General features: G+C 37.2%; 20 protein-coding genes, 8 tRNA genes and 1 riboswitch. Of the genes, 1 reads left to right on the top strand and 27 read right to left on the bottom strand.

The genetic code is table 11. The features are described from left to right. The 13 genes from rpmC to rpsL form a co-directional block, all read right to left on the bottom strand. Positions 1-195, bottom strand: coding sequence for a 50S ribosomal protein L29 (gene rpmC / locus AC1RPJ_RS03820; RefSeq protein WP_057974634.1), 195 nt, complete (start codon positions 193-195; stop codon positions 1-3). Then, complete coding sequence (gene rplP, locus AC1RPJ_RS03815; protein ID WP_057974635.1) at positions 185-619, bottom strand: 50S ribosomal protein L16; 435 nt, start codon at positions 617-619, stop codon at positions 185-187. Before rplP ends, rpmC begins: the two co-directional genes overlap by 11 nt. Positions 620-622: 3 nt before the next feature. After that, positions 623-1,279: a 30S ribosomal protein S3 gene (gene rpsC, locus AC1RPJ_RS03810; RefSeq protein WP_057974636.1), complete on the bottom strand. Its 657-nt coding sequence runs from the start codon at positions 1,277-1,279 to the stop codon at positions 623-625. 13 nt (positions 1,280-1,292) lie between these two features. After that, positions 1,293-1,646, bottom strand: coding sequence for a 50S ribosomal protein L22 (rplV, locus tag AC1RPJ_RS03805; protein ID WP_409022022.1), 354 nt, complete (start codon positions 1,644-1,646; stop codon positions 1,293-1,295). Positions 1,647-1,660: 14 nt separating this feature from the next. Then, positions 1,661-1,942: a 30S ribosomal protein S19 gene (gene rpsS / locus AC1RPJ_RS03800; protein ID WP_057974638.1), complete on the bottom strand. Its 282-nt coding sequence runs from the start codon at positions 1,940-1,942 to the stop codon at positions 1,661-1,663. Between the two features lie 42 nt (positions 1,943-1,984). Further along, positions 1,985-2,818 carry a 50S ribosomal protein L2 gene (rplB, locus tag AC1RPJ_RS03795; RefSeq protein WP_409022021.1) on the bottom strand — a complete coding sequence of 278 codons (834 nt, stop codon included), beginning with the start codon at positions 2,816-2,818 and terminating at the stop codon, positions 1,985-1,987. 32 nt (positions 2,819-2,850) lie between these two features. Continuing rightward, positions 2,851-3,135, bottom strand: a complete 285-nt coding sequence (gene rplW, locus AC1RPJ_RS03790; protein WP_409022020.1) for a 50S ribosomal protein L23 — start codon at positions 3,133-3,135, stop codon at positions 2,851-2,853. Next, the gene (gene rplD / locus AC1RPJ_RS03785; RefSeq protein WP_409022019.1) at positions 3,135-3,758 is read right to left on the bottom strand and encodes a 50S ribosomal protein L4; all 624 of its coding nucleotides are present in this window, start codon (positions 3,756-3,758) and stop codon (positions 3,135-3,137) included. Before rplD ends, rplW begins: the two co-directional genes overlap by 1 nt. A 20-nt stretch (positions 3,759-3,778) precedes the next feature. Continuing rightward, positions 3,779-4,411, bottom strand: a complete 633-nt coding sequence (rplC, locus tag AC1RPJ_RS03780) for a 50S ribosomal protein L3 (protein ID WP_481761616.1) — start codon at positions 4,409-4,411, stop codon at positions 3,779-3,781. Positions 4,412-4,457: 46 nt separating this feature from the next. Next, the gene (rpsJ, locus tag AC1RPJ_RS03775) at positions 4,458-4,766 is read right to left on the bottom strand and encodes a 30S ribosomal protein S10 (RefSeq protein ID WP_057974643.1); all 309 of its coding nucleotides are present in this window, start codon (positions 4,764-4,766) and stop codon (positions 4,458-4,460) included. A 343-nt stretch (positions 4,767-5,109) separates the two neighbouring features. Then, positions 5,110-7,203, bottom strand: coding sequence for an elongation factor G (gene fusA, locus AC1RPJ_RS03770; RefSeq protein WP_409022017.1), 2,094 nt, complete (start codon positions 7,201-7,203; stop codon positions 5,110-5,112). Positions 7,204-7,296: 93 nt separating this feature from the next. Further along, positions 7,297-7,767 (bottom strand): 30S ribosomal protein S7, encoded by a 471-nt coding sequence (gene rpsG, locus AC1RPJ_RS03765; protein ID WP_057974645.1) that lies wholly within the window; start codon positions 7,765-7,767, stop codon positions 7,297-7,299. Between the two features lie 46 nt (positions 7,768-7,813). Continuing rightward, entirely contained in the window at positions 7,814-8,224 is a 411-nt protein-coding gene (rpsL, locus tag AC1RPJ_RS03760) for a 30S ribosomal protein S12 (RefSeq protein ID WP_057974646.1), read from the bottom strand. Positions 8,225-8,476: 252 nt separating this feature from the next. On the opposite strand from rpsL, the gene AC1RPJ_RS03755 reads away from it, so the two are divergent. Next, on the top strand, positions 8,477-9,169 hold the full coding sequence (locus AC1RPJ_RS03755) for a prepilin peptidase (protein ID WP_481761617.1): 693 nt from the start codon (positions 8,477-8,479) through the stop codon (positions 9,167-9,169). A gap of 35 nt (positions 9,170-9,204) precedes the next feature. Here AC1RPJ_RS03755 and AC1RPJ_RS03750 read toward each other — a convergent pair whose 3' ends face one another. The 14 genes from AC1RPJ_RS03750 to AC1RPJ_RS03685 all read right to left on the bottom strand — a co-directional run bounded on the left by AC1RPJ_RS03750 (position 9,205) and on the right by AC1RPJ_RS03685 (position 23,656). Next, positions 9,205-10,530: a nucleobase:cation symporter-2 family protein gene (locus AC1RPJ_RS03750; protein ID WP_481761618.1), complete on the bottom strand. Its 1,326-nt coding sequence runs from the start codon at positions 10,528-10,530 to the stop codon at positions 9,205-9,207. Positions 10,531-10,595: 65 nt separating this feature from the next. Continuing rightward, positions 10,596-10,693, bottom strand: a riboswitch (purine riboswitch). 143 nt (positions 10,694-10,836) lie between these two features. Then, positions 10,837-14,490: a DNA-directed RNA polymerase subunit beta' gene (rpoC, locus tag AC1RPJ_RS03745; RefSeq protein ID WP_481761619.1), complete on the bottom strand. Its 3,654-nt coding sequence runs from the start codon at positions 14,488-14,490 to the stop codon at positions 10,837-10,839. A gap of 96 nt (positions 14,491-14,586) precedes the next feature. After that, entirely contained in the window at positions 14,587-18,177 is a 3,591-nt protein-coding gene (rpoB, locus tag AC1RPJ_RS03740; RefSeq protein WP_481761620.1) for a DNA-directed RNA polymerase subunit beta, read from the bottom strand. 264 nt (positions 18,178-18,441) lie between these two features. After that, positions 18,442-19,788, bottom strand: coding sequence for a glutathione-disulfide reductase (gene gorA, locus AC1RPJ_RS03735; protein WP_481761621.1), 1,347 nt, complete (start codon positions 19,786-19,788; stop codon positions 18,442-18,444). A 65-nt stretch (positions 19,789-19,853) separates the two neighbouring features. Continuing rightward, positions 19,854-22,331 (bottom strand): ATP-dependent Clp protease ATP-binding subunit, encoded by a 2,478-nt coding sequence (locus tag AC1RPJ_RS03730; RefSeq protein ID WP_481761622.1) that lies wholly within the window; start codon positions 22,329-22,331, stop codon positions 19,854-19,856. Positions 22,332-22,345: 14 nt separating this feature from the next. Then, on the bottom strand, positions 22,346-22,813 hold the full coding sequence (locus tag AC1RPJ_RS03725; RefSeq protein ID WP_481761623.1) for a CtsR family transcriptional regulator: 468 nt from the start codon (positions 22,811-22,813) through the stop codon (positions 22,346-22,348). Positions 22,814-22,942: 129 nt separating this feature from the next. Next, positions 22,943-23,016, bottom strand: a tRNA-Pro gene (locus AC1RPJ_RS03720). Between the two features lie 12 nt (positions 23,017-23,028). Continuing rightward, positions 23,029-23,102, bottom strand: a tRNA-Arg gene (locus AC1RPJ_RS03715). Between the two features lie 28 nt (positions 23,103-23,130). Beyond that, a tRNA-Leu gene (locus AC1RPJ_RS03710) sits at positions 23,131-23,219 on the bottom strand. A gap of 11 nt (positions 23,220-23,230) precedes the next feature. After that, positions 23,231-23,302 (bottom strand) — tRNA-Gly (locus tag AC1RPJ_RS03705). Positions 23,303-23,317: 15 nt separating this feature from the next. Continuing rightward, a tRNA-Thr gene (locus AC1RPJ_RS03700) sits at positions 23,318-23,393 on the bottom strand. Positions 23,394-23,407: 14 nt separating this feature from the next. Further along, positions 23,408-23,489, bottom strand: a tRNA-Leu gene (locus AC1RPJ_RS03695). A gap of 18 nt (positions 23,490-23,507) precedes the next feature. Beyond that, a tRNA-Lys gene (locus tag AC1RPJ_RS03690) sits at positions 23,508-23,580 on the bottom strand. A 3-nt stretch (positions 23,581-23,583) separates the two neighbouring features. Further along, positions 23,584-23,656 (bottom strand) — tRNA-Val (locus AC1RPJ_RS03685). Positions 23,657-23,733: the final 77 nt, after the last annotated feature.

Genomic DNA, 23,733 nt, shown 5'->3' with positions numbered 1-23,733 from the left:
CTACTTGTTTAATTCTTGTTGGCGTAATGCCGTTTTAATACGAGCAATTGTTTTACGTACTTCACTTAAGCGTGCGGTATTTTCTAATTGACCGGTAGCTAATTGGAAGCGTAAGTTAAACAATTCATCTTTAAATTCTTGTTCTTTGGTAATCATTTCAGCAGTGGTTAATTCATTAATTTCCTTAGCCTTCATGTGATTCGCCACCTACTTCCTCACGTTTTACAATTTTAGTTCTCACTGGAAGTTTGTTTGATGCTAAGCGTAAAGCTTCGCGAGCAACTTCTTCGGGAACACCGGCAACTTCAAACATGATCTTTCCACGTTTAACTGGAGCTACCCATCCTTCAGGAGCACCTTTACCAGAACCCATTCGAACACCAATTGCTTTTGCAGTATATGATTTATGAGGGAAAATTTTAATCCATACTTTCCCACCACGTTTCATATGACGGTTAATAGCGACACGAGAAGCTTCGATTTGACGGTTAGTGATCCATGATGATTCAAGAGCCTGTAAACCGAATTCTCCAAAAGCGACTTCTTTGCCACCTTTAGCTTCCCCACGCATTTTACCACGGAATTCACGACGGAATTTTGTACGTTTAGGTACTAACATAGGTTATTTCCCTCCTTTCACAGCGTTTTTCTTAGCTGGTAAGATTTCACCACGGTAGATCCAGACTTTAACGCCTAATTTACCGTAAGTAGTCATTGCTTCAACCCAAGCGTAGTCAATATCTGCTCTTAAGGTATGTAATGGAACTGTACCATCTGAGTAGCTTTCAACACGAGACATATCAGCTCCGTTAAGACGGCCAGCAACTTGAACTTTGATACCTTTAGCACCAGAGCGCATTGTACGTTGCATAGCTTGTTTAACAGCACGACGGAATGCGACACGGTTTTCTAATTGTTCCGCAACGTTTTCGCCGACTAATTGAGCATCTAAATCAGGACGTTTGATTTCAACAATGTTGATATGCACACGTTTACCTGTTAAATCATTTAATTCTTTACGAAGTTTTTCAACTTCAGCTCCACCTTTACCGATAACCATACCAGGTTTAGCAGTATGGATTGAAACGTTAACACGTTTTGCAGCGCGTTCGATTTCAACGATAGAGACAGAAGCGTCGGTTAATTTTTCTTGAATGTATTTACGGATGTGTAAATCTTCATGAAGGTAGTTTGCAAAATCTTTTTCTGCATACCATTTTGAATCCCAATCACGAATGATACCTACACGTAATCCCGTTGGATTTATTTTTTGACCCACGCGTTATCCCTCCTTATTTTGTAGTTTCAGATACAACTACTGTAATGTGACTCGTACGTTTGTTAATTGGTGAAGCTGATCCTTTAGCACGAGGACGGAAACGTTTTAAAGTTGGTCCTTCGTTAGCAAAAATATCAGTAATAACTAAGTTTTCACCATCTAAATCAAAATTATTTTCTGCATTAGCTACAGCAGAAAGTAAAACTTTTTCAATGATTGGGCTTCCGGCTCTGGGAGTAAATCTCAAAATACCGATAGCTTCAGCAACACTTTTACCTCTGATAAGATCGATTACCAAGCGAGCTTTACGCGCTGGAATACGAACAGTTTTGGCGGTTGCTTTTGCTGATGTTACTTGTTCAGCCATGTGTATAACCTCCTTTATTTAACTGTAGTTTTCTTATCGTCAGATCCGTGACCACGGAAAGTACGTGTTGGAACAAATTCACCCAACTTATGACCAACCATATCTTCTTGCATAAAAACTGGAACGTGTTTACGTCCATCATATACAGCGATAGTTAGACCAATGAAGTTAGGGAAGATTGTTGAACGACGTGACCATGTTTTGATAACTGTTTTCTTTTCTTGATCAGTTTGTGCTTCGACCTTTTTCATCAAATGTTCATCGACGAATGGTCCTTTTTTTAGACTACGACTCAATGTGAATCCTCCTTCCGGAATATAGCTTAAGCAACAAGTAAATTATTTCTTGTTGCGTCCACGTACGATAAATTTGTCTGATTGGTTTTTCTTTGAACGTGTTTTGTAACCCATCGTCTTTTGACCCCAAGGAGACATAGGTGATGGACGACCAATTGGAGCTTTACCTTCACCACCACCATGAGGATGATCGTTAGGATTCATAACTGATCCACGAACTGTAGGACGTTTACCAGCCCAACGAGCACGACCAGCTTTACCAATTTTGATTAATTCATGTTGTTCGTTACCAACAGCACCGATAGATGCGCGACATGTTGATAAGATCATGCGAACTTCGCCTGATGTCAAACGAACAAGGACGTATTTACCTTCTTTACCAAGTAATTGTGCAGAAGCACCGGCTGAACGAGCAAGTTGTCCACCCTTACCTGGTTTTAATTCGACATTATGAATAATTGTACCAACTGGGATATCTTGAAGAGCTAATGCGTTACCAACCTTGATATCTGCTTCTTTACCAGATTGAACCATCATGCCAACTTCTAATCCTTTAGGAGCAATGATGTATGATTTGATACCATCAGTATATTGTAATAATGCAATATTAGCTGAACGGTTTGGATCATATTCAATTGCTTTAACAGTTGCTGTTACATTGTCTTTAACACGCTTGAAATCGATCAAACGGTATTGACGTTTATGACCACCACCACGGTGACGAACAGTAATGCGACCATAGTTATTACGGCCGGCAGTTCTGCTTTTTGATTCTAGTAATGATTTTTCAGGAGTTGATTTAGTAATTTCTGAGAAATCAGAACCAGTCATATTACGACGACCGTTAGTGGTTGGTTTGAATTTTTTAATTCCCACGTTGTTTTCCTCCTAGTTTACAAAATTTTAGATTATTCTTCGAATAATTGGATTTCTTTTGAGTCGGCAGTTAAAGTAACAATTGCTTTACGGCGTTTTTTAGTATAACCAGCATAGCGACCTTGACGTTTTAACTTACCTTTAACATTCATGATATTTACTTTTACAACTTTAACGCCAAAAATATCTTCAATAGCTTTTTTGACTTCAATTTTAGTTGCACGAGTATCAACGTCGAATGTGTAAACTTTGTTAGCCATTCTATCCATTGCTGCTTCGGTGATGACTGGGCGTAAGATAATATCTCTTGATTCCATTATGAAAGAGCCTCCTCTACTTGAGAAAGAGCTGCTTGAGTCATGACTAATTTATCATTGTTGATAACGTCAAGAACGTTAACACCTTTAGCTTCTACTACTGTAACATTTTGTAAGTTACGAGCTGCTAAAGCAACGAAATCATTGCCAGGTTCAAGAACTATTAATACTTTTTTGTTGATATCTAAGTTACTTAAAACTTCTTTGAAAGTTTTTGTCTTTGGTTGTTCGAAGCTAAGTGCATCGACCATAACCACGCTGTTATCCAATACTTTTTGTGAAAGTACTGATTTAAGAGCTAAACGGCGAACTTTTTTAGGTAATTTGTAACTGTATGAACGAGGAGTAGGGCCAAATACGACACCACCACCACGCCATTGTGGGCTACGGATAGATCCTTGACGAGCACGACCTGTACCTTTTTGGCGCCATGGTTTTCTACCACCACCTGAAACTGCACTTTTGTTTTTAACTGAATGAGTTCCTTGACGTAATGATGCACGTTGCATGATTACGGCGTCAAAAATGACATTGTCGTTAGGTTCGATTCCAAAAATAGCGTCGTTTAATTCAACTTCACCATTTTTAGTACCATCTTGTTTTAATAATGCGACTGTTGGCATTTTGAAATTCCTCCTTCCTGTTATTTAGCGTCTTTTGTGACGTTTTTAATTGTAACTAATGTTTTGTTTGCGCCTGGTACGTTACCTTTAATCAAGATAACATTACTATCAACGTCAACACGAATAATTTCCAAGTTTTGGACAGTTACGCGTTTGCCACCCATGCGACCTGGTAATCTCTTACCTTTGAATACACGGTTAATAACGGCACCCATTGAACCAGGACGACGATGATAACGAGAACCATGAGTCATAGGACCTCGTGATTGTCCCCAACGTTTGATATTTCCTTGGAAACCATGTCCCTTAGACGTACCCGTAACGTTAACGATATCGCCAGCTGAGAATGTATCAACTTTAATTTCGTCACCTACGTTATATTCTCCAAGCTCAACATCGTTAATTTCACGAACGAAGCGCTTAGGAGTAGTATTTGCTTTTGCTGCATGACCTTTAGCAGGTTTGTTTGTTAATACTTCGCGCATGTCTTGGTAACCTAATTGAATTGCTTCGTAACCATCGTTTTCAATTGTTTTCAATTGTAAAACAACGTTTGGCGTAGATTCAATCACTGTAACTGGTACCAATTCACCATTTTCAGTAAAAACTTGTGTCATACCTACTTTTTTTCCTAAGATTCCTTTTGTAGTCATGAGTACACCTCCAATATGTTTGTATTTTTATTTTTGTAACTCTGTTTTATAATTTGATTTCAATATCAACGCCACTAGGTAAGTCAAGTTTCATCAATGAATCAACTGTCTTAGGTGTTGGGTTAACGATATCAATCAAACGTTTATGTGTAAGCATTTCGAATTGTTCACGTGAATCTTTATGCTTATGTGGTGAACGTAAAACTGTGTATAATGTACGTTCTGTTGGCAATGGAATTGGTCCAGAAATTGTTGCCCCTGTTCTTTTTGCAGTTTCAACAATCTTGTCAGCAGATTGGTCTAAAATACGGTGTTCGTAAGCTTTTAAGCGAATACGAATTTTTTGTTTTGCCATTTTGTTCCCTCCTTCGTCTATTTTAAAAATAAGACTAGCTCCGTGTAAGTGACCGACACACCTTGCGTGGCAAAGCTGCCGGGCGTGTCGCAATCTTTCACATCTTAGCTCATTCTATGAAACCCTATCGCAGGGCGTAATACGCCATCTGTTTTTGGGTACTTATCTATACTACTAGAGATAAAGCCTTATGGCAAGTGCTTTCTTATTTTTTTTCAAAGTTTCTCATTATATAATCATAATTAACATTTTTAAAACTTTTTTTATTTTCCAAATGTTATTTTACCACAAAAAAAGAAGCTATCAACAAGTGATAACTTCTTTTATAATTCAGACCAACTAATTAATCAGTAGCTGTTCCGTTTTTCTTCATAATTTCTTCTTGGATTGATTTTGGTACAGCTTCGTAATGATCAAATGTCATTGTGAATGTACCACGTCCTTGTGTAGAAGAACGTAAAGTAGTTGCGTAACCGAACATACCTGAAAGAGGAACCATTGCGTTAACAACTTGTGCATTTCCGCGAGCTTCCATACCTTCAACACGTCCACGACGAGCAGTTACATGTCCCATAACATCACCTAAGTAATCTTCAGGAGCGACAACTTCAACTTTCATCATTGGTTCAAGAATAACAGCACCAGCACTCTTAGCAGCTTTTCTCAATGCCATTGAGGCAGCTACCTTAAATGCTGATTCGTTAGAATCGACATCATGATATGATCCATCATATAACTTAGCTTTAACATCAATAAGTGGGTAGCCTGCAAGAACACCATTTTGCATAGCTTCTCTCAAACCTTGTTCAACTGAAGGAATATATTCACGAGGAACAACCCCACCGACGATAGCGTCTTCGAATGCGAAACCGCCACCCTCTTCATTAGGTGAGAATTCAACTGTAACATCACCATATTGACCTTTACCACCAGATTGACGAACGAATTTACCTTGTGCAGAAACAGTTTTTGTAAATGTTTCACGGTAGGCAACTTGTGGTTCACCAACAGTAGCTTCAACGTTAAATTCACGTCTCATACGATCAACGATGATATCCAAATGCAATTCACCCATCCCAGCGATTAAAGTTTCACCAGTTTCAGGGTTAGTTTCAGCCTTGAATGAAGGATCTTCTTCTGCTAGTTTTTGTAAACCGATATCCATCTTATCTTGATCAGCTTTTGTTTTTGGTTCGATAGATACTTGGATAACTGGTTCAGGGAATTCCATTGATTCAAGGATTAATGGATGTTTTTCATCCGTTAATGAATCACCAGTTGTCGTATTTTTCAAACCAATAGCAGCAGCAATATCACCAGAGAATACTTCAGGAATTTCATTACGGTGATTTGAATGCATTTGAAGGATACGACCAACACGTTCACGCGTGTCTTTAGTAGAGTTCAAGACATAAGAACCAGCTTGTAATGTACCTGAGTAAACACGGAAGAATGTTAAACGACCAACGAAGGGATCCGTTGCAATTTTAAATGCTAAAGCAGCGAAATCTTTGTCATCACCGGCTGTGATTTCAACTTCTTCATCTGTTTTAGGATCTACTGCGTTATAAGGTTTAACATCTAAAGGAGATGGTAAGAAATCATTAACAGCATCCAACATCATTTGAACACCCTTGTTTTTAAATGCTGAACCAGCAAGAACTGGGTACATTTCAAGATTTAATGTTGCTTTACGGATAGCAGCTTTGATTTCATCTTTAGTAATTTCCACACCATCAAGATATTTTTCCATAAGCTTTTCATCAACATCAGCAACGGCTTCAACTAAAGCTTCGCGACGTTTTGTAGCTTCTTCTAAATATTCTTCAGGAACGTCAATACTTTCCCATGTAGCACCTAAATCTTCGTTATCATATAAATCGGCTTTCATTTCGATTAAATCAATAACACCTTCAAAATCATCTTCAGCACCAATTGGCATTTGGATAGGAACAGCATTTACTTGAAGACGATCTTTGATTGTGCCTACTGAGTAATCAAAATTAGCACCCATTTTATCCATCTTATTGATGAAAACGATACGAGGAACTGAATATGTTGTAGCTTGACGCCAAACGTTTTCAGTTTGTGGTTCAACACCAGATTGACCATCTAAAACAACAACGGCTCCATCTAAGACACGAAGTGAACGTTCAACTTCAATAGTGAAATCCACATGTCCTGGAGTATCGATGATATTAATACGATGTTCTTTCCATTCAGCAGTTGTTGCAGCTGATGTGATTGTGATACCACGTTCTTGTTCTTGTTCCATCCAATCCATTTGTGAAGCTCCTTCATGAGTTTCACCAATTTTATGAATTTTACCAGTATAGTATAAAATACGTTCAGTAGTTGTTGTCTTACCAGCATCGATATGAGCAACAATCCCGATATTACGCGTTTTTTCTAGTGGGAATTCGCGTTTATTTGCCATTTTGTAGTATCTCCTTTCGATTCTAAAATAGATTCAAAAAAATGACTACTATATCGATTATCAAAATCATATAATAGCCATTCTTTTATAAAATTACCAGCGGTAATGTGCGAATGCTTTATTAGCGTCAGCCATTTTATGTGTATCTTCACGTTTCTTAACTGATGCACCAGTATTGTTTGCTGCATCCATGATTTCTTTAGCTAAACGTTCTGGCATAGTATGTTCCCCACGTAAACGTGCGTAACTTACTAACCAACGTAAACCTAAAGTTGAACGACGATCAGGGCGAACTTCAATTGGCACTTGGTAGTTAGAACCACCGACACGGCGAGCTTTAACTTCAAGTACAGGCATGATGTTTTTCATAGCTTCATCAAAAACTTCATTAGGTTCGTTTCCTGTTTGTTCTTTAATCATTTCGAATGCATCATACAAGATCTTTGATGCAGTACCACGACGACCATCTAACATTAAACGGTTGATTAAACGTGTTACTAATTTAGAATTGTAAATTGGATCAGGCAATACTTCTCGTTTTGGAGCTGGGCCTTTTCTTGGCATCTAAATAACCTCCTTAGATTCTATTTTTATTAGAATAACTTTATTCTTATTTAGGTCTCTTTGCGCCGTATTTTGAACGACTTTGTTTACGATCAGCAACACCGGCTGTATCAAGAGCACCACGGATAACATGGTAACGTACCCCAGGTAAATCTTTTACACGGCCACCACGAATAAGAACAACACTATGTTCTTGCAAGTTATGTCCAATACCAGGAATGTAAGCTGTAACTTCAAGTAAGTTAGATAAACGCACACGCGCATATTTACGTAAAGCAGAGTTAGGCTTTTTAGGTGTCATTGTTCCGACACGAGTAGCAACCCCACGTTTTTGTGGTGCAGGATTATCTGTTTGAACTTTTTTGTAACTGTTATACCCGAAGTTTAATGCGGGTGCACCAGATTTTGAACCTTTAGAATTACGACCTTTACGAACTAATTGATTAATTGTTGGCATCTAAAGTTTCCTCCTTCCTTATTATAGGTTAATTGTTTTTTAAGTCCACACATCCAGGTGGTTCATTTTTTAATAATAAAAAATAACGTCCTAGACGTCTGTCTTATAATGCGCTGCTGTTATACAGAATCTCAACTATGTAGATGAATTAACTGTTCACAAAAAGCACCTTACACAGAATATCACGGTATTTAATATACGTCAATGGTATTTACACTAAAAAGCGTATTTTTTAATAGGAGGATTTAAATTATGTTAATTAGTTATTTATTTTTACTAGGTGCTTGCCTAGGTTCATTCATCACCTGCATTGCCACACGCTGTGCATTGAATCAGAATCAATTCAACAAAAGATCAATCTGCGACTATTGTGGTACAAAAATACCTTGGTTTGATCTAATTCCTATCTACGCTTATCTTAGATTACACGGACACTGTCGATTCTGCAAGGGAGAATTCCCAGCCTATTCATTTATTTTTGAATGTAGTTTGGCCGCCATGTTGCCCTTATCTTTCACTCAACTATCTCTTTTTGAATTTCTATTACTTATAACGTTCTTATTTTATTTAACTTTTCTATCAGCTATGGATTTCACTAACCGACTGATTTCTGGTCGCTTAACTATCGGTGGTGGAATACTATTCATCCTGTGGCATTATCTGTTATTTGGGTTTCCAGACTCACTAATAGCAATTAGCTTATTCAGTCTGTTTCTATTTGTCTTATGTTTTCAACAAAAGCTCGGCCTTGGCGATTTTATTTTACTGATTATCATTCAACTAACATTTGGTGTTCATTTTTGTTTGATTGCCACTCTTTTTGCTTGTATCAGCTCACTTATCTACTTTTTTACTGTAAAACAGAGTCGATATCAATTTTTCCCATTTGTCCCACATATAACGTTTGGCGTTTATATTACTATTGCGTTATCTTTCTTCATATAAATAAAAAAGCTAAGCAAATTTGCTTAGCTTTTACTTTAATCTTCGATTGCGTCATTCAAATGACCATAATTGAATAGAATATTTAAGATAACAGCCGACAGACTACCGACAACAAGTCCATTACCAAAAATGGTCTGGATTGTTAAGGGTAATGCTTGGAGTAATGCTGGTTGTACTGTTACACCAAGTCCTAAGCTGACCGAAATACCGATAATTAATAAATTACTATTACTACCTTCAACTTCGCGCAACATTTTAATACCTTGTGCACCAACCATACCGAACATAACTAACATAGCACCACCTAAAACGGCTGCTGGAATGACAGTTGCTGCTGCACCAATTTTAGGAAGTAACCCTAAAGCAATTAAAAAGAACGCTGAAAAATAAACAGGTTTCTTCGTTTTAATTCCTGATAGTTGCACAATTCCAACATTTTGTGAAAATGTCGAGTATGGGAACGTATTAAAGATACCACCTAAAACAGCTGCGATACCTTCAGCACGGTACCCTTTTTTTAAATCATCTTTTCTGATTGGACGACCAACGATATCTCCCAGCGCAAAAAATACACCAGTTGATTCAATCATAGTTGTTAACGCTGCTAATATCATAGTCACAATTGATGACCATTCAAATTTAGGGGCAGCAAACATAAAAACATGGGGTAATTGAAACCAATTAGCTTGGCTAACTGGGTCTAATGTTACTTTTCCCATAAATGAGGCAACGACCACACCAACTAAAATACCAATTAAGATACCCACTTGTTGAATGAATCCGCGGCCCCAAATGTTCAAGCCTAAAATAACGGCAATGGTTACACCTGCAACTATTAAGTTAGGGATACTACCAAATGATTTGGCTGTCACATCCCCACCGCCCATGTTGGTAAAGGCAACTGGAATTAACGTTAATCCGATTAACGTAATTAATGATCCTGTCACTACTGGTGGGAAGAATTTTCTAATGTTTGCAAAGAATCCCGAAATTAGAAATATAAAAATACCAGCAGCAATAATTGATCCATACATTGTTCCTAATCCAAAATGTTTTCCTACTGCAGTCAATGGTGCAACGTATTCAATCGCGCACCCAAGTACTACAGGTAAACCAATGCCAGTAAAACGTGTGCGTTTCAATTGTAATAATGTTGCAATCCCACACATGAAAATATCCATCGAAACTAAATAAGTAATTTGTTTTGTACTAAACCCAAGTGCAGCCCCAACTAATAATGGTACCAAAATGTCGCCTGAATACATGGCTAATAAATGCTGTAATCCTAATATTGCTGCTCTAAAATTTGATAAATTAGATTCATCCAAACTACTATTTTCTAATTCCGTGCTATTCTTCATTTGATCCTCCACATTATCTTTCACACTAATAAGTCGGATTTTCTATGGATTTCATGCCTAATACATGCTTGCTTTAACTCACATATAGTCCGGAATTTACGGCTCCGGGTAGAAACTAGCATCCATATCATGACATTATATAGGTGATCAGTATTTTTTATTGTATGACAATATTAACACAGTCTATTTACCCATACAATGGTTTGCGGACGTTATTAAAATGTAAGCGTTAATTGTTCGCTAATAAAGCACAAAAAAAAGAACAACTCTTAAATTAATAAGAATTGTTCTTTTTTAGCTATGACGTTAATCGTTCACGCTAGCTTCTTCTTCTTTCATTCGTTTCTCAATATCTGAGATTGAATAAACATTAGCTGAAATTGAACCTGTTTCTTTTGGTTTAATTTGACGGTAATCTGGCATACCAGTACCGGCAGGAATAATCTTACCAATAATAACATTTTCTTTCAGACCAATTAATGGATCATTCTTACCGCGAATAGCAGCATCCGTAAGAACACGAGTTGTTTCTTGGAATGATGCAGCTGATAAGAAACTGTTTGTTTCTAGAGATGCTTTAGTGATACCAAGTAAGACAGGACGTGAAGTAGCTGGAATGCCACCTTTGATCAATGTCTTATAGTTATCTTCTTTAAGATCCATGATATCCATTAAAGTACCTGGTAATACATTTGTGTCACCGGGATCCATAACGCGAACCTTACGTAACATTTGACGAGACATAACCTCCACATGCTTATCAGAGATTTCTACCCCTTGCATACGATATACTTTTTGAACTTCACGAAGAATATAATTCTCCGTAGAAAGAACATCACGAACTTGAATTAATTGTTTAGGATCAATTGAACCAACTGTTAGTGCTTCACCACGATGAATTTTATCACCTTCGGCAACTTTAAGAACAGCAGTATAAGGTAAACTATATGTTCGTGTATCAGTTTCACCTTTAACTGTTACTTCTTTAGTACGTTCAGCAGGATTTTCTTCAATTGCTTCAATCATACCTGTTACTTCTGTAATTTCAGCACGACCTTTAGGATTACGTGCTTCGAAGATTTCTTGAACACGAGGTAACCCTTGTGTAATATCATCTCCAGCAACCCCACCAGTATGGAAAGTACGCATTGTTAATTGAGTTCCGGGTTCACCGATTGATTGAGCAGCAACAGTACCAACTGCTTCACCAACTTCAACCTGATCACCAGTAGCCATATTACGACCATAACAATGTTCACAAACCCCATGCTTAGTGTTACATGTAAATGCTGAGCGGATAGTTACTTGTTCGATTCCAGCAGCGATAATTGCTTGCGCTTTGCTTTCTTCGATCATTTCGTTTGAAGCGACAATAACTTCACCAGTTTCAGGATTTTTAACGGTCTTCATTGCATAACGACCTAAGATACGGTCATACAATGGTTCGATCATTTCATTTCCTTCTTTAATAGCTGATACATCTAAGCCACGATCAGTGAAACAATCTTTCTCACGAATAATAACATCTTGAGCAACATCAACAAGTCGACGAGTCAAGTATCCAGAATCGGCAGTCTTCAAGGCCGTATCAGTCATACCTTTACGAGCCCCATGAGTTGAAATAAACATTTCCAACACTGACAAACCTTCACGGAAGTTAGAAATAATAGGTAATTCCATTGTTTTACCATTAGGAGCTGCCATCAAACCACGCATACCAGCTAATTGAGTAAAGTTAGAAATATTACCACGGGCTCCAGAATCACTCATCATTTGAATAGGATTTTGTGTGCCCAATGCTTCCATTAGTTTTTGTTGAATATCATCTTTTGCTTGTGTCCAGATAGCAATAACACGTTCATAACGTTCATCTTCTGTAATCAAACCTCGACGGAATTGTTTTGCAACTAAAGCAACTTGTTTATGAGCTTCTTCAATAATTGCAGGTTTTTCCTTTAAGTCAGTTACATCAGAAATACCAACTGTAATACCAGCATGTGTTGATTGATCATAACCTAAGTTTTTAAGACGATCTAACATCTTAGACGTTTCAGTTACTTTAAATCGTTTATAAACTTCAGAAATGATATCACTCAAGAATCCTTTTTTGAAAGGTAAAATAATTTCTTGTGCTTTAATAACATCACCAATATTTTGACCAGGTTCAACAAAATATTTGTCGGCTGTTTTATTAATTAAGTTATCATTCTTAGGTTCATTAATGTAGGCAAATTCATTAGGTAAAATTTCATTAAAGATTGCTTTACCAACAGTTGTTATCATAATGCGTTCTTTTTGCCAATCTGTAAATGGTTTACCTTCAGCAGCTAATGTTGCTGTTTGTAATCCAATACGAGTGTGCAAATGAACGTAACCATTACGGTAAGCCATTACAGCTTCGTTAGCATCTTTAAAGATCATACCTTCGCCTTCGCGGCCAGCTTCTTCCATTGTAAGGTAGTAGTTACCTAAAACCATATCTTGAGAAGGTGTTACAACTGGTTTACCATCTTTAGGTGCCAAGATATGATGAGCAGCTAACATAAGCAAACGAGCTTCTGCTTGTGCTTCATCAGATAAAGGTACATGGATAGCCATTTGATCTCCATCAAAATCAGCATTGTAAGCTTCACAAGCTAAGGGATGAAGACGAATTGCTTTACCATCAACTAAAATTGGTTCGAAAGCTTGAATACCAAGACGATGAAGTGTTGGTGCGCGGTTAAGGAGAACTGGATGTTCAACAATAACTTCTTCTAAAACATCCCAGATATCTTCATCGCGACGATCAAGTTTACGTTTAGCATTTTTAATATTTGAAGCCATTTCACGTTTAACAAGTTCTTTCATCATAAATGGTTTGAATAATTCCAAAGCCATTTCACGAGGAATACCACATTGATTCATTTGTAACGTTGGTCCAACAGCAATAACTGAACGGCCTGAATAATCAACACGTTTTCCAAGTAAATTTTGACGGAAACGTCCTTGTTTACCTTTCAACATATGTGAAAGAGATTTCAATGGTCGGTTACCAGGTCCAGTAACTGGACGGCCACGACGACCATTATCAATCAATGCATCAACAGCTTCTTGTAACATACGTTTTTCATTTTGAACAATAATACCAGGAGCGTTCAAATCTAATAAACGTTTTAGTCGGTTATTTCGGTTAATAACCCGTCTGTATAAATCATTCAAATCAGAAGTGGCAAAACGGCCACCTTCTAATTGAACCATTGGACGTAAGTCAGGTGGAATAATAGGAACAGCATCCATAACCATCCATGCAGGTTCATTTTCAGAAAGTAAGAATGCTTCTAAAATGTCCAAACGACGAACAGCACGTGTTCTCTTTTGGCCAGTAGCATCTTTCAATTCTTCTTTTAATTCTTCAGATTCACCAGCAAGATTAACATCACGTAATAAATGACGAATAGCGTCAGCACCCATTCCAGCTTCGAATTCAGTCCCGTATTCTTCACGTTTTTCACGATATTCACGTTCTGTTAATAACTGTTTCTTTTCAAGAGGTGTGTTACCAGGTTCAGTAACAACGTAAGAAGCAAAGTAGATAACTTCTTCCAAAGCACGAGGACTCATGTCTAAGACAAGACCCATACGACTTGGAATTCCTTTAAAGTACCAGATATGTGTAACTGGTGCAGCTAATTCAATATGACCCATACGTTCGCGACGTACTTTAGAACGAGTAACTTCAACACCACAACGATCACAGACGATACCTTTATAGCGAATACGTTTGTATTTACCACAGGCACATTCCCAATCTTTTGTTGGTCCAAAAATACGTTCATCGAATAGTCCGTCTTTTTCAGGTTTTAATGTACGATAATTGATTGTTTCGGGCTTTTTAACTTCACCATATGACCAGCTTCTAATCTTATCAGAAGATGCTAAGCCAATTTGCATGCTATCAAATTTATTGACATCGATCAAAGGACCGACCTCCCTTTAGTTTTATAGTGTGTTGGATTTCTCAAACTAAGCATTAGCTTCATCCACACAAATTTGAGTTCAGTAACTAAGCCAAAATTATTCTTTGTTCATTTCAGCAGCCATTTTTTCGGCTTCTTCTTTAGCTTTTTTCTCTTTTTGTTCATTAGCTAATTTGCTTAACGCATCCACATTAACGATATCATCATCGTCATCATCCATGTCACGTAATTCAATTTCAGTCTTTTTAGCATCAAGTACTTTCATATCTAATCCTAATGACTGTAATTCTTTAACAAGAACACGGAATGATTCAGGAACACCTGGTTTAGGAATTGGTTCGCCTTTGACAATTGCTTCGTATGTTTTCACACGACCCACAACATCATCAGATTTATACGTTAAAATTTCTTGTAACGTGTAAGCAGCACCATAAGCCTCAAGTGCCCAAACTTCCATTTCACCAAAACGTTGTCCACCAAATTGTGCTTTACCACCTAATGGTTGTTGCGTTACTAATGAGTATGGTCCTATTGAACGAGCATGGATTTTATCATCAACCATGTGAGCAAGTTTCATATAGTACATAACACCTACAGAAACACGGTTATCAAATGCATCACCTGTACGTCCATCATATAAGATTGTCTTACCATCATCTGAAATTCCAGCTTCTTTAAAGACATTCCAGATATCTGAATCGCGAGCACCATCAAAAACTGGTGTTGCAACATGGATACCTAATTTACGAGCAGCCATACCTAAATGAAGATCTAAAACTTGTCCAATATTCATACGAGAAGGAACACCCATGGGATTCAAAAGAATATCAACTGGTGTACCATCTGGCATGTAAGGCATATCTTCAGAAGGGACAACGATTGAAACAACCCCTTTGTTACCATGACGTCCAGCCATCTTATCACCCACACGTAACTTACGTTTTTGTGCAATGTAGATACGAACCATCATATTAACACCAGGACTTAATTCATCCCCTGCTTCACGAGTAAAGATTTTAACATCTTGAACAATACCGCCACCACCATGAGGAACTTTCAATGAAGTATCGCGTACTTCACGAGCCTTTTCTCCAAAGATAGCATGTAATAAACGTTCTTCAGCAGATAATTCAGTAACCCCTTTAGGTGTTACTTTACCAACTAAGATATCACCATCATTAACTTCAGCACCAATACGGACGATACCAAATTCATCAAGATCTTTTAATGAATCTTCACCAACATTAGGAATTTCACGAGTAATTTCTTCAGGTCCTAATTTTGTATCACGTGCTTCTGATTCAAATTCTTCAATATGAATTGATGTGTAGACATCATCACGAACAAGACGTTCGTTAATGATAACAGCATCTTCAAAGTTATAACCATTCCAAGTCATAAAGGCAACTAATGGGTTTTGGCCTAAAGCTAATTCCCCATTTTCCATTGAAGGACCATCAGCTAAAATTTCATCAGCATCAACATGATCGTTTACACGAACAATTGGACGTTGATTGTAGTTTTTACCACCATTTGAACGATGGAATTTCATTAATTTGTATTTATCTAAAGCGCCATCTTCACGACGAACACGAATTTCACGTGCATCAACGTATTCAACAGTACCTTCGTTTTTGTTAATTAAAGCGACACCAGAATCATGAGCTGCCTTATATTCAATACCTGTACCAACAAGTGGTGAATGAGGATTGATTAAAGGAACAGCTTGACGTTGCATATTGGCACCCATCAAGGCACGGTTAGAATCATCATTTTCCAAGAAAGGAATACATGCTGTAGCAACAGCCACAACTTGTTTAGGTGAAACATCCATGTAATCGACTTTATCAATACCGATTTCGATATTTTCTGAACGATTACGAGCCATAACGAGTTCATTTACAAATGAATCATCTTCATTTAATGGTGAGTTAGCCTGTGCAATAACATAGTTATCTTCTTCATCAGCAGTCAAGTAATCGATTTTATCAGTTACTTGATGTGATTCCCAGCTCACACGACGATAAGGTGTTTCAATAAAACCATATCGGTTAACACGTGCATAACTTGATAAACTATTAATCAAACCAATGTTAGGTCCTTCAGGCGTTTCAATTGGACACATACGACCGTAATGCGTGTAATGAACATCACGAACTTCATATCCAGCACGATCACGAGTCAAACCACCAGGTCCTAAGGCAGAAAGACGACGTTTATGTGTCAATTCACCAAGTGGATTAGTTTGATCCATGAATTGTGATAATTGAGATGAACCAAAGAATTCTTTAATAGAAGCCACAACAGGACGAATGTTAATCAATTGTTGTGGTGTAACAGTTGTTGTATCTTGAATTGACATACGTTCACGTACAACACGTTCCATACGTGATAAACCAATTCTAAATTGATTTTGTAGTAATTCACCAACTGAACGAATACGACGGTTACCTAAATGATCAATATCATCCACAGAACCAATATTTTCTTTTAAATTAAAGAAATAGTTCATTGAAGCAATAATATCAGCAGGTACAATATGTTTGTATTGTAAGTCAATATTGCCATTACCAATCATTGGCATCTCACGTTCTGGGTCTACTTGAGAATAAACCTTAACGATTTGAAGTACCATAGGTTCAGTAACAACACCATCTTCTGATGGGTGGTATGTGACCGTCTTGAAATCTTGACGATCAAGATATGGTGCTAAAGTTTCCATAACTTGTTTATCAATTACGGTATCTTTTTGTGCAAGTACTTCACCAGTATCTGGATCAGCCAATGTTTCAGCTAATGTTTGGTTCAATAAACGTGTTTTCAAGCTTAATTTTTTATTAATTTTGTAACGACCAACTGGAGCTAAGTCGTAACGTTTTGGATCAAAGAAACGAGCTGTCAATAAACTACGTGAGCTATCAGCTGTTTTAGGTTCGCCGGGACGTAGACGTTCATAAACATCTTTTAAAGATTCTTCAACACGTGAATCATCCGTATTTTTATGAACATCTTTTTCAAGTGTTAGCATTAAGCTATCATTGTTACCCAACATTTCAATAATTTCATCATCAGAACCAAATCCTAAAGCGCGGACCAATTCAGTTAATGGAATTTTACGTGTACGATCAATACGTACATATGAAATATTTTTAGCATCTGATTCATATTCTAACCATGCACCACGGTTAGGAATAACAGTTGTGCCATATGTTTCACGGCCATTTTTATCTAATGAACCATTGTAGTAAACCCCTGGTGAACGAACTAATTGAGAAACAATAACTCGTTCAGCACCATTAATGATAAATGTTCCTTGTTCTGTCATTAATGGGAAATCACCAAAGAAAACATCTTGAGATTTAATTTCGCCAGTTTCATGGTTAGTTAAACGTAATGTAACATGTAATGGAGCCGAATAGTTCGCATCATGTGCGCGTGCTTCATCTACAGTGTATTTAGGTTCTAATAATTGGTAATCAACAAATTCTAATGATAAGTTACCAGCAAAATCGTCAATTGGCATGATGTCTTCAAACATTTCACGAAGACCTTCATCCAAGAACCATTGGTAAGAGTCACTTTGAATTTCGATTAAATTAGGTAAATCTAAAACTTCTTTGATACGTGCGTAACTTCTACGTGTACTGTGTTTACCGTAGTTTACTAAATGTCCAGCCAAATTAGTCACCTCTCAAATTTATTCTGTAAACCTGCCAAAGTCCGATGATTTTATATTACAGTTTGATTACAAATTGCATACTAGACGAAAAAATCGGTTTTTTTGGCAAAAGAAAAAACAAAAACAGTTTATTTATTTTTAAATAATCACCATTTTTGTCTCTCTATAAGGCTTCTTACGGACAATAGATCGTAATCAGCTATAAAAATTCACAGTATTATACATTTAATTATCATATACGCTATTGAATCGGATGTCAACAGTTCGTGCTCATTAAGTCATCGTCACAAATTCTTCAGCACTCGTTGGGTGAATAGCAACTGTATCATCGAAATCTTTTTTAGTTGCGCCCATTTTAATTGCTACTGCAAATCCTTGTAGCATTTCGTCCATGCCTTCTCCAACACCATGTAATCCAACAATTCGTTCATCTTTACCAACCGTAATTAACTTCAGGTTTTCCTTCACCTTACTATCACCTAAACTATAACGCATTGGTGTAAATGATGATCGATAAATTTTTAGATTTTCTTGACCATATTCTAAAGTTGCTTCAGCTTCAGTTAAACCAATCGTTCCAGCAACTGGATGTGAGAATACCACTGTGGGTACCAATTTATAATCTAAATGTTCCGTAGGTTTATTATTAAACACACGCTCCATTAATCTTCGGCTAGCTGCAATTGCAACAGGTGTTAAGTCAAGTTTACCAATAACATCCCCAGTCGCATAAATACCAGCAACTGATGTATTTTGATACTCGTCGACCACAATAGTACCATTATCATTTAATTTAATATTTGTGGCAGAAATATTCATTTTATCGGTAACTGGTCGGCGGCCAACCGCCCAAATAACACAATCTACGACCAATGAGTCATCATTGGTAATAACTTCATATTTACCATCACTTCGCCGTTTCAACTCTGTCACCTTTGAGTTAAAACTAATATCAATTCCATTTTCTATATACGTTTCTGTTACATTTGTTGAAATTAATTCATCAAAATTAGGTAACAACGTGTCGTATTTTGCATACATGTGAACTTTTGACCCTAGTGCATTCAACGTTCCAGCAAGTTCAGTACCAATATAACCGTTTCCGATAACCGCAACTTTAGCAGGTAATTCTTTCAAATCATCAAAGAATTGATTAGATTCAATCCCATACGTTGCGCCAGGAATGTCGGGTATATTGGGTGTTCCACCAGTTGCAATTAGTATGTGCTCTGAGACATATTTTGAGCCATTAACTTCAACTGTTTGATTATCAATAAATTTTGCATAGCCTTTAATGACTTGTACCTGATTTTTATCTAAATTTCTGAAATATGCGCCATGTAATCGTTCAATATATGCAGAACGGTTAGCAACTAATTTTTCAAAATCAAGTTGCGGCTGTTGTTTAGTAAACCCATAATCAGTAGCTAAATCAAAATCTTGTGCTAACGCTGCTGCAGACCACATAATCTTTTTAGGTACACATCCAACGTTGACACAAGTTCCACCAATTTCATTTCCTTCTATTAAAATTACTTTTTTTCCAAAAGAACCAGCTCGATTTGCTGCTGCAATTCCAGCAGAGCCTCCACCAATTACAATAAGATCTATTTTTTCCATAGATAACACTCCTTTTCTAGTGATAAAAAAGGTGCAACTACATGAATAGTTACACCTTTTTAAGTTTACTTCACTGCTACTTTAGTTTTTGATTCTTTAATCGTTACTTTGATAACACCTTTTACAGCACCAATTGTAATATTATCATTATCTTTTATTTGACCAGAAAGAAGAATATCACTTAGACGGTCCTCAACTTCTGTTTGTAATGCACGACGAATGGGTCTAGCACCATATTCTGGATCAAACCCTGCCTTAGCAATCACATCAATTGCTGCAGGTGATATTTTAACCTTAATATCTTGTTCCTTCAACCTATCAATAACTTCTTTAGTCATCAATTTCACAATCTCATGTAATTCAACTTTAGTTAATGAATGGAATATAATTGATTCATCAATTCGGTTTAAAAATTCTGGACGAAAGGCTTTTTTAAGAGCCGCGCGAATTTTTCCAGACATTGCCTTATATTCATCTTTTTCAGATTCTACACCAAATCCAACAAACTTCTCATCACGAACGGCAGTTGCACCTAAGTTAGATGTCATAATGATAATTGTATTTCTAAAATCAATACGACGTCCTTTAGAATCTGTTAAGTATCCATCATCTAACACTTGAAGTAAAATATTAAAAACATCAGGATGCGCTTTTTCAACTTCATCCAAGAGAACAACAGAATATGGTGTCTGACGAACTTTTTCAGTCAATTGTCCACCTTCATCATATCCAACGTAACCTGGTGGCGATCCAATCAAGCGACTTGTACTATATTTTTCCATATATTCCGACATATCCACTCGAATCATTGCTTCTTCAGAGCCAAACATAGCTTCAGCAAGTGCCTTAGCTAATTCAGTTTTACCAACACCCGTTGGCCCAAGGAACATGAATGAACCAATTGGTCTTGCTGGATTTTTCAATCCGCTTCTAGCACGTCGAATAGCCTTTGCAATTGAGCTAACTGCCTCATTTTGACCAATAACACGTTTATGCAAAATGTCTTCAAGATGAATTAAGCGATCACTTTCACTTTTATTCAATTGTTGTACTGGAACACCTGTCCAATCAGAAACAATTCCTGCAATTTCTTCGCTAGTTACCTTTATATCATAATGTTCTGCACTAGACTTAACGGCAGCATTTTTTTCGGCTTCTAAATCTTCAACCTGCTTTTTAACACGCATTTCTTTTGTACGAATACCCGCAGCTAATTCAAAATCTTGCTGACTAACTGCATCATCTTTTTGTTGACGCAATTCGTCAAGTTGATCTTGTTTTTTACTTAATTTTGATTTAGTCCTTGGGCGCTCAATACGAACCTGAGCAGCGGCTTCATCCATTAAATCAATCGCCTTATCAGGTAGGAATCGATCAGTAATATATCGATTACCCATTTCTACTGCTGCTTCAATTGCATCATCGGTAATTTGCACGCGATGATGTGCCTCATATTTAGGTCGGAGTCCCTTTAAAATATCAACAGTCTGTGCTTCTGTTGGTTCTTTGATTGTGATTGTCGCAAAACGTCGTTCCAAAGCAGCATCAGATTCAATGTATTTTTGATACTCATCTAATGTCGTTGCACCAATAACTTGAACTTCACCACGAGCCAATGCAGGTTTTAATATATTAGATGCATCTATTGCACCTTCTGCACCCCCTGCACCAATTAACGTGTGTAATTCATCAATAAATAAAATAACATCTTTAGTCGTGTATACTTCTTTCAATATTTTCTTTAACCGATCTTCAAATTCACCACGATATTTTGTTCCCGCAACTAATGATCCCATATCAAGCATCATTAATCGTTTTCCAATCATGTCTTCAGGAACGTTTCCGTCAACTAATCGTTGAGCAAACCCCTCAGCGATTGCAGTCTTACCAACACCAGGTTCACCAATTAACACTGGATTATTCTTAGTTCGACGACTCAATACTTGAGTTAATCTTTTCACTTCAGAATCTCGACCAATTACAGGGTCAATCTGCTTATCACGAGCCATTTTAGTCAAATCACGTGCTAATTCATCTAATGTAGGTGTTCCCTCTTCTGGAGTTTGTTTACCACGATTCTTTTGTCTCATCTGAACTTCACTGACACCAAGTTGACGGAAAATCATTTTACGTACCTGCTTAACATCAGCACTTAATCCGCCCATAATTCTTGATGATAATATTTCATTATTACTTGTTAGCGCTAGTAAAAGATGCTCTGTACCCACCTTACTTGCATTTAAATTTTTAGCTTCATCGTTAGCAATTGATAAAATCATTTTTGCTTTTGGTGAGTAAGGTAAATAATTATCATTTTTATTTAATCTCAATGATCCATAACCAGTGAATCTTTCGATTTCTTCCATTATATCTTCTGGATCAACATTAAATTGTTTCAATACTTTATCTGCAATACCATTTTGTACTTCAGACAAAGCCAAAAGTAAATGTTCAGTACCAACGGCTTGTTGACGATAGTGTTTAGCAGCTTCCTGTGCTCGAATAAGAACTTCTTTTGCACTCGGCGTAAATAAATTATCCATATTATTACCTCTTTCTACTCTTCATATCGTAAGCGATTAATTAAATTAATCAACATTTTAGCGCGTATCATATTTTCTGATTCTGTATCCATACCAAGAAAAACATCTTTCTTTATTATAGCTAAAACTAAATTTGATTCTTTTTTTGTCAATGTCTTCTCATCATATAAACTTTGAATAATATCGTAACCTTCTTGTTGGGATACGTTTGTACCAATTAAATTTTCTATTGTTTGAATAAATTCTTGATCTACAAAAAGATTTACCTTTTCTATCCTAATATATCCACCGCCACCACGTTTACTCTCTACTACATATCCATTTTGAATAGTAAATCGCGTGTTAATAACATAATTTATTTGCGATGGTACACAATTAAATAATTCAGCAACTTCAGAACGTTTAATGACTATTTCTTTTTCGTCTAAAAGAATTTTCTTAAAATACTTCTCAATCACATCAGAAATATTCTGACCCTGCATATTCATCACCTCAAATAGTTTGACTAATGTTGACTTTCATTATACGAAATATAAATTAAAATTGAAAGTTATTTGTCCTAAACAAAAAAAGGAATTTAAACATAAAGTTTAAATTCCTTTTTCAATTAATCGGGAAAACAGGATTCGAACCTGCGACCCCCTGGTCCCAAACCAGGTGCTCTACCAAGCTGAGCTATTTCCCGAACACAAAAAAATGCACCCAGTAGGAGTCGAACCTACAACCTTCTGATTCGTAGTCAGACACTCTATCCAGTTGCGCTATGGGTGCATTAAAAATATAAAATTAAAACAATAAATGGTGCCGAGGACCGGAATCGAACCGGTACGGTGATCACTCACCGCAGGATTTTAAGTCCTGTGCGTCTGCCAGTTCCGCCACCCCGGCATTTATTGAAAAGCGGAAGACGGGATTCGAACCCGCGACCCCCACCTTGGCAAGGTGATGCTCTACCACTGAGCTACTTCCGCAAAAAAATTAAAAAATGGTGCCGACTAGACGATTCGAACGCCCGACCCCCTGATTACAAATCAGGTGCTCTACCAACTGAGCTAAGTCGGCATAACTGAAAATGATGCGGGTGAAGGGACTTGAACCCCCACGTCTTACGACGCTAGATCCTAAATCTAGTGCGTCTGCCAATTCCGCCACACCCGCAGAATGTGGAATTGAAAATGAGCCGTGACAGGCTCGAACTGTCGACCCTCTGATTAAAAGTCAGATGCTCTACCAACTGAGCTAACGGCTCAAATGGAGGTTACAGGGCTTGAACCTGTGACCCTCTGCTTGTAAGGCAGACGCTCTCCCAACTGAGCTAAACCTCCAAATAATAAAAAAAGCATGGCAACGTCCTACCCTCGCAGGGGGCGACCCCCAACTACTCTTGGCGCTAAGAAGCTTA

This window comes from Dellaglioa sp. CoH-57-MRSF-17, from assembly GCF_056782015.1.
Note: the sequence above shows the minus strand (reverse complement) of the source record. Positions and strands in the feature narration are given on the sequence as shown.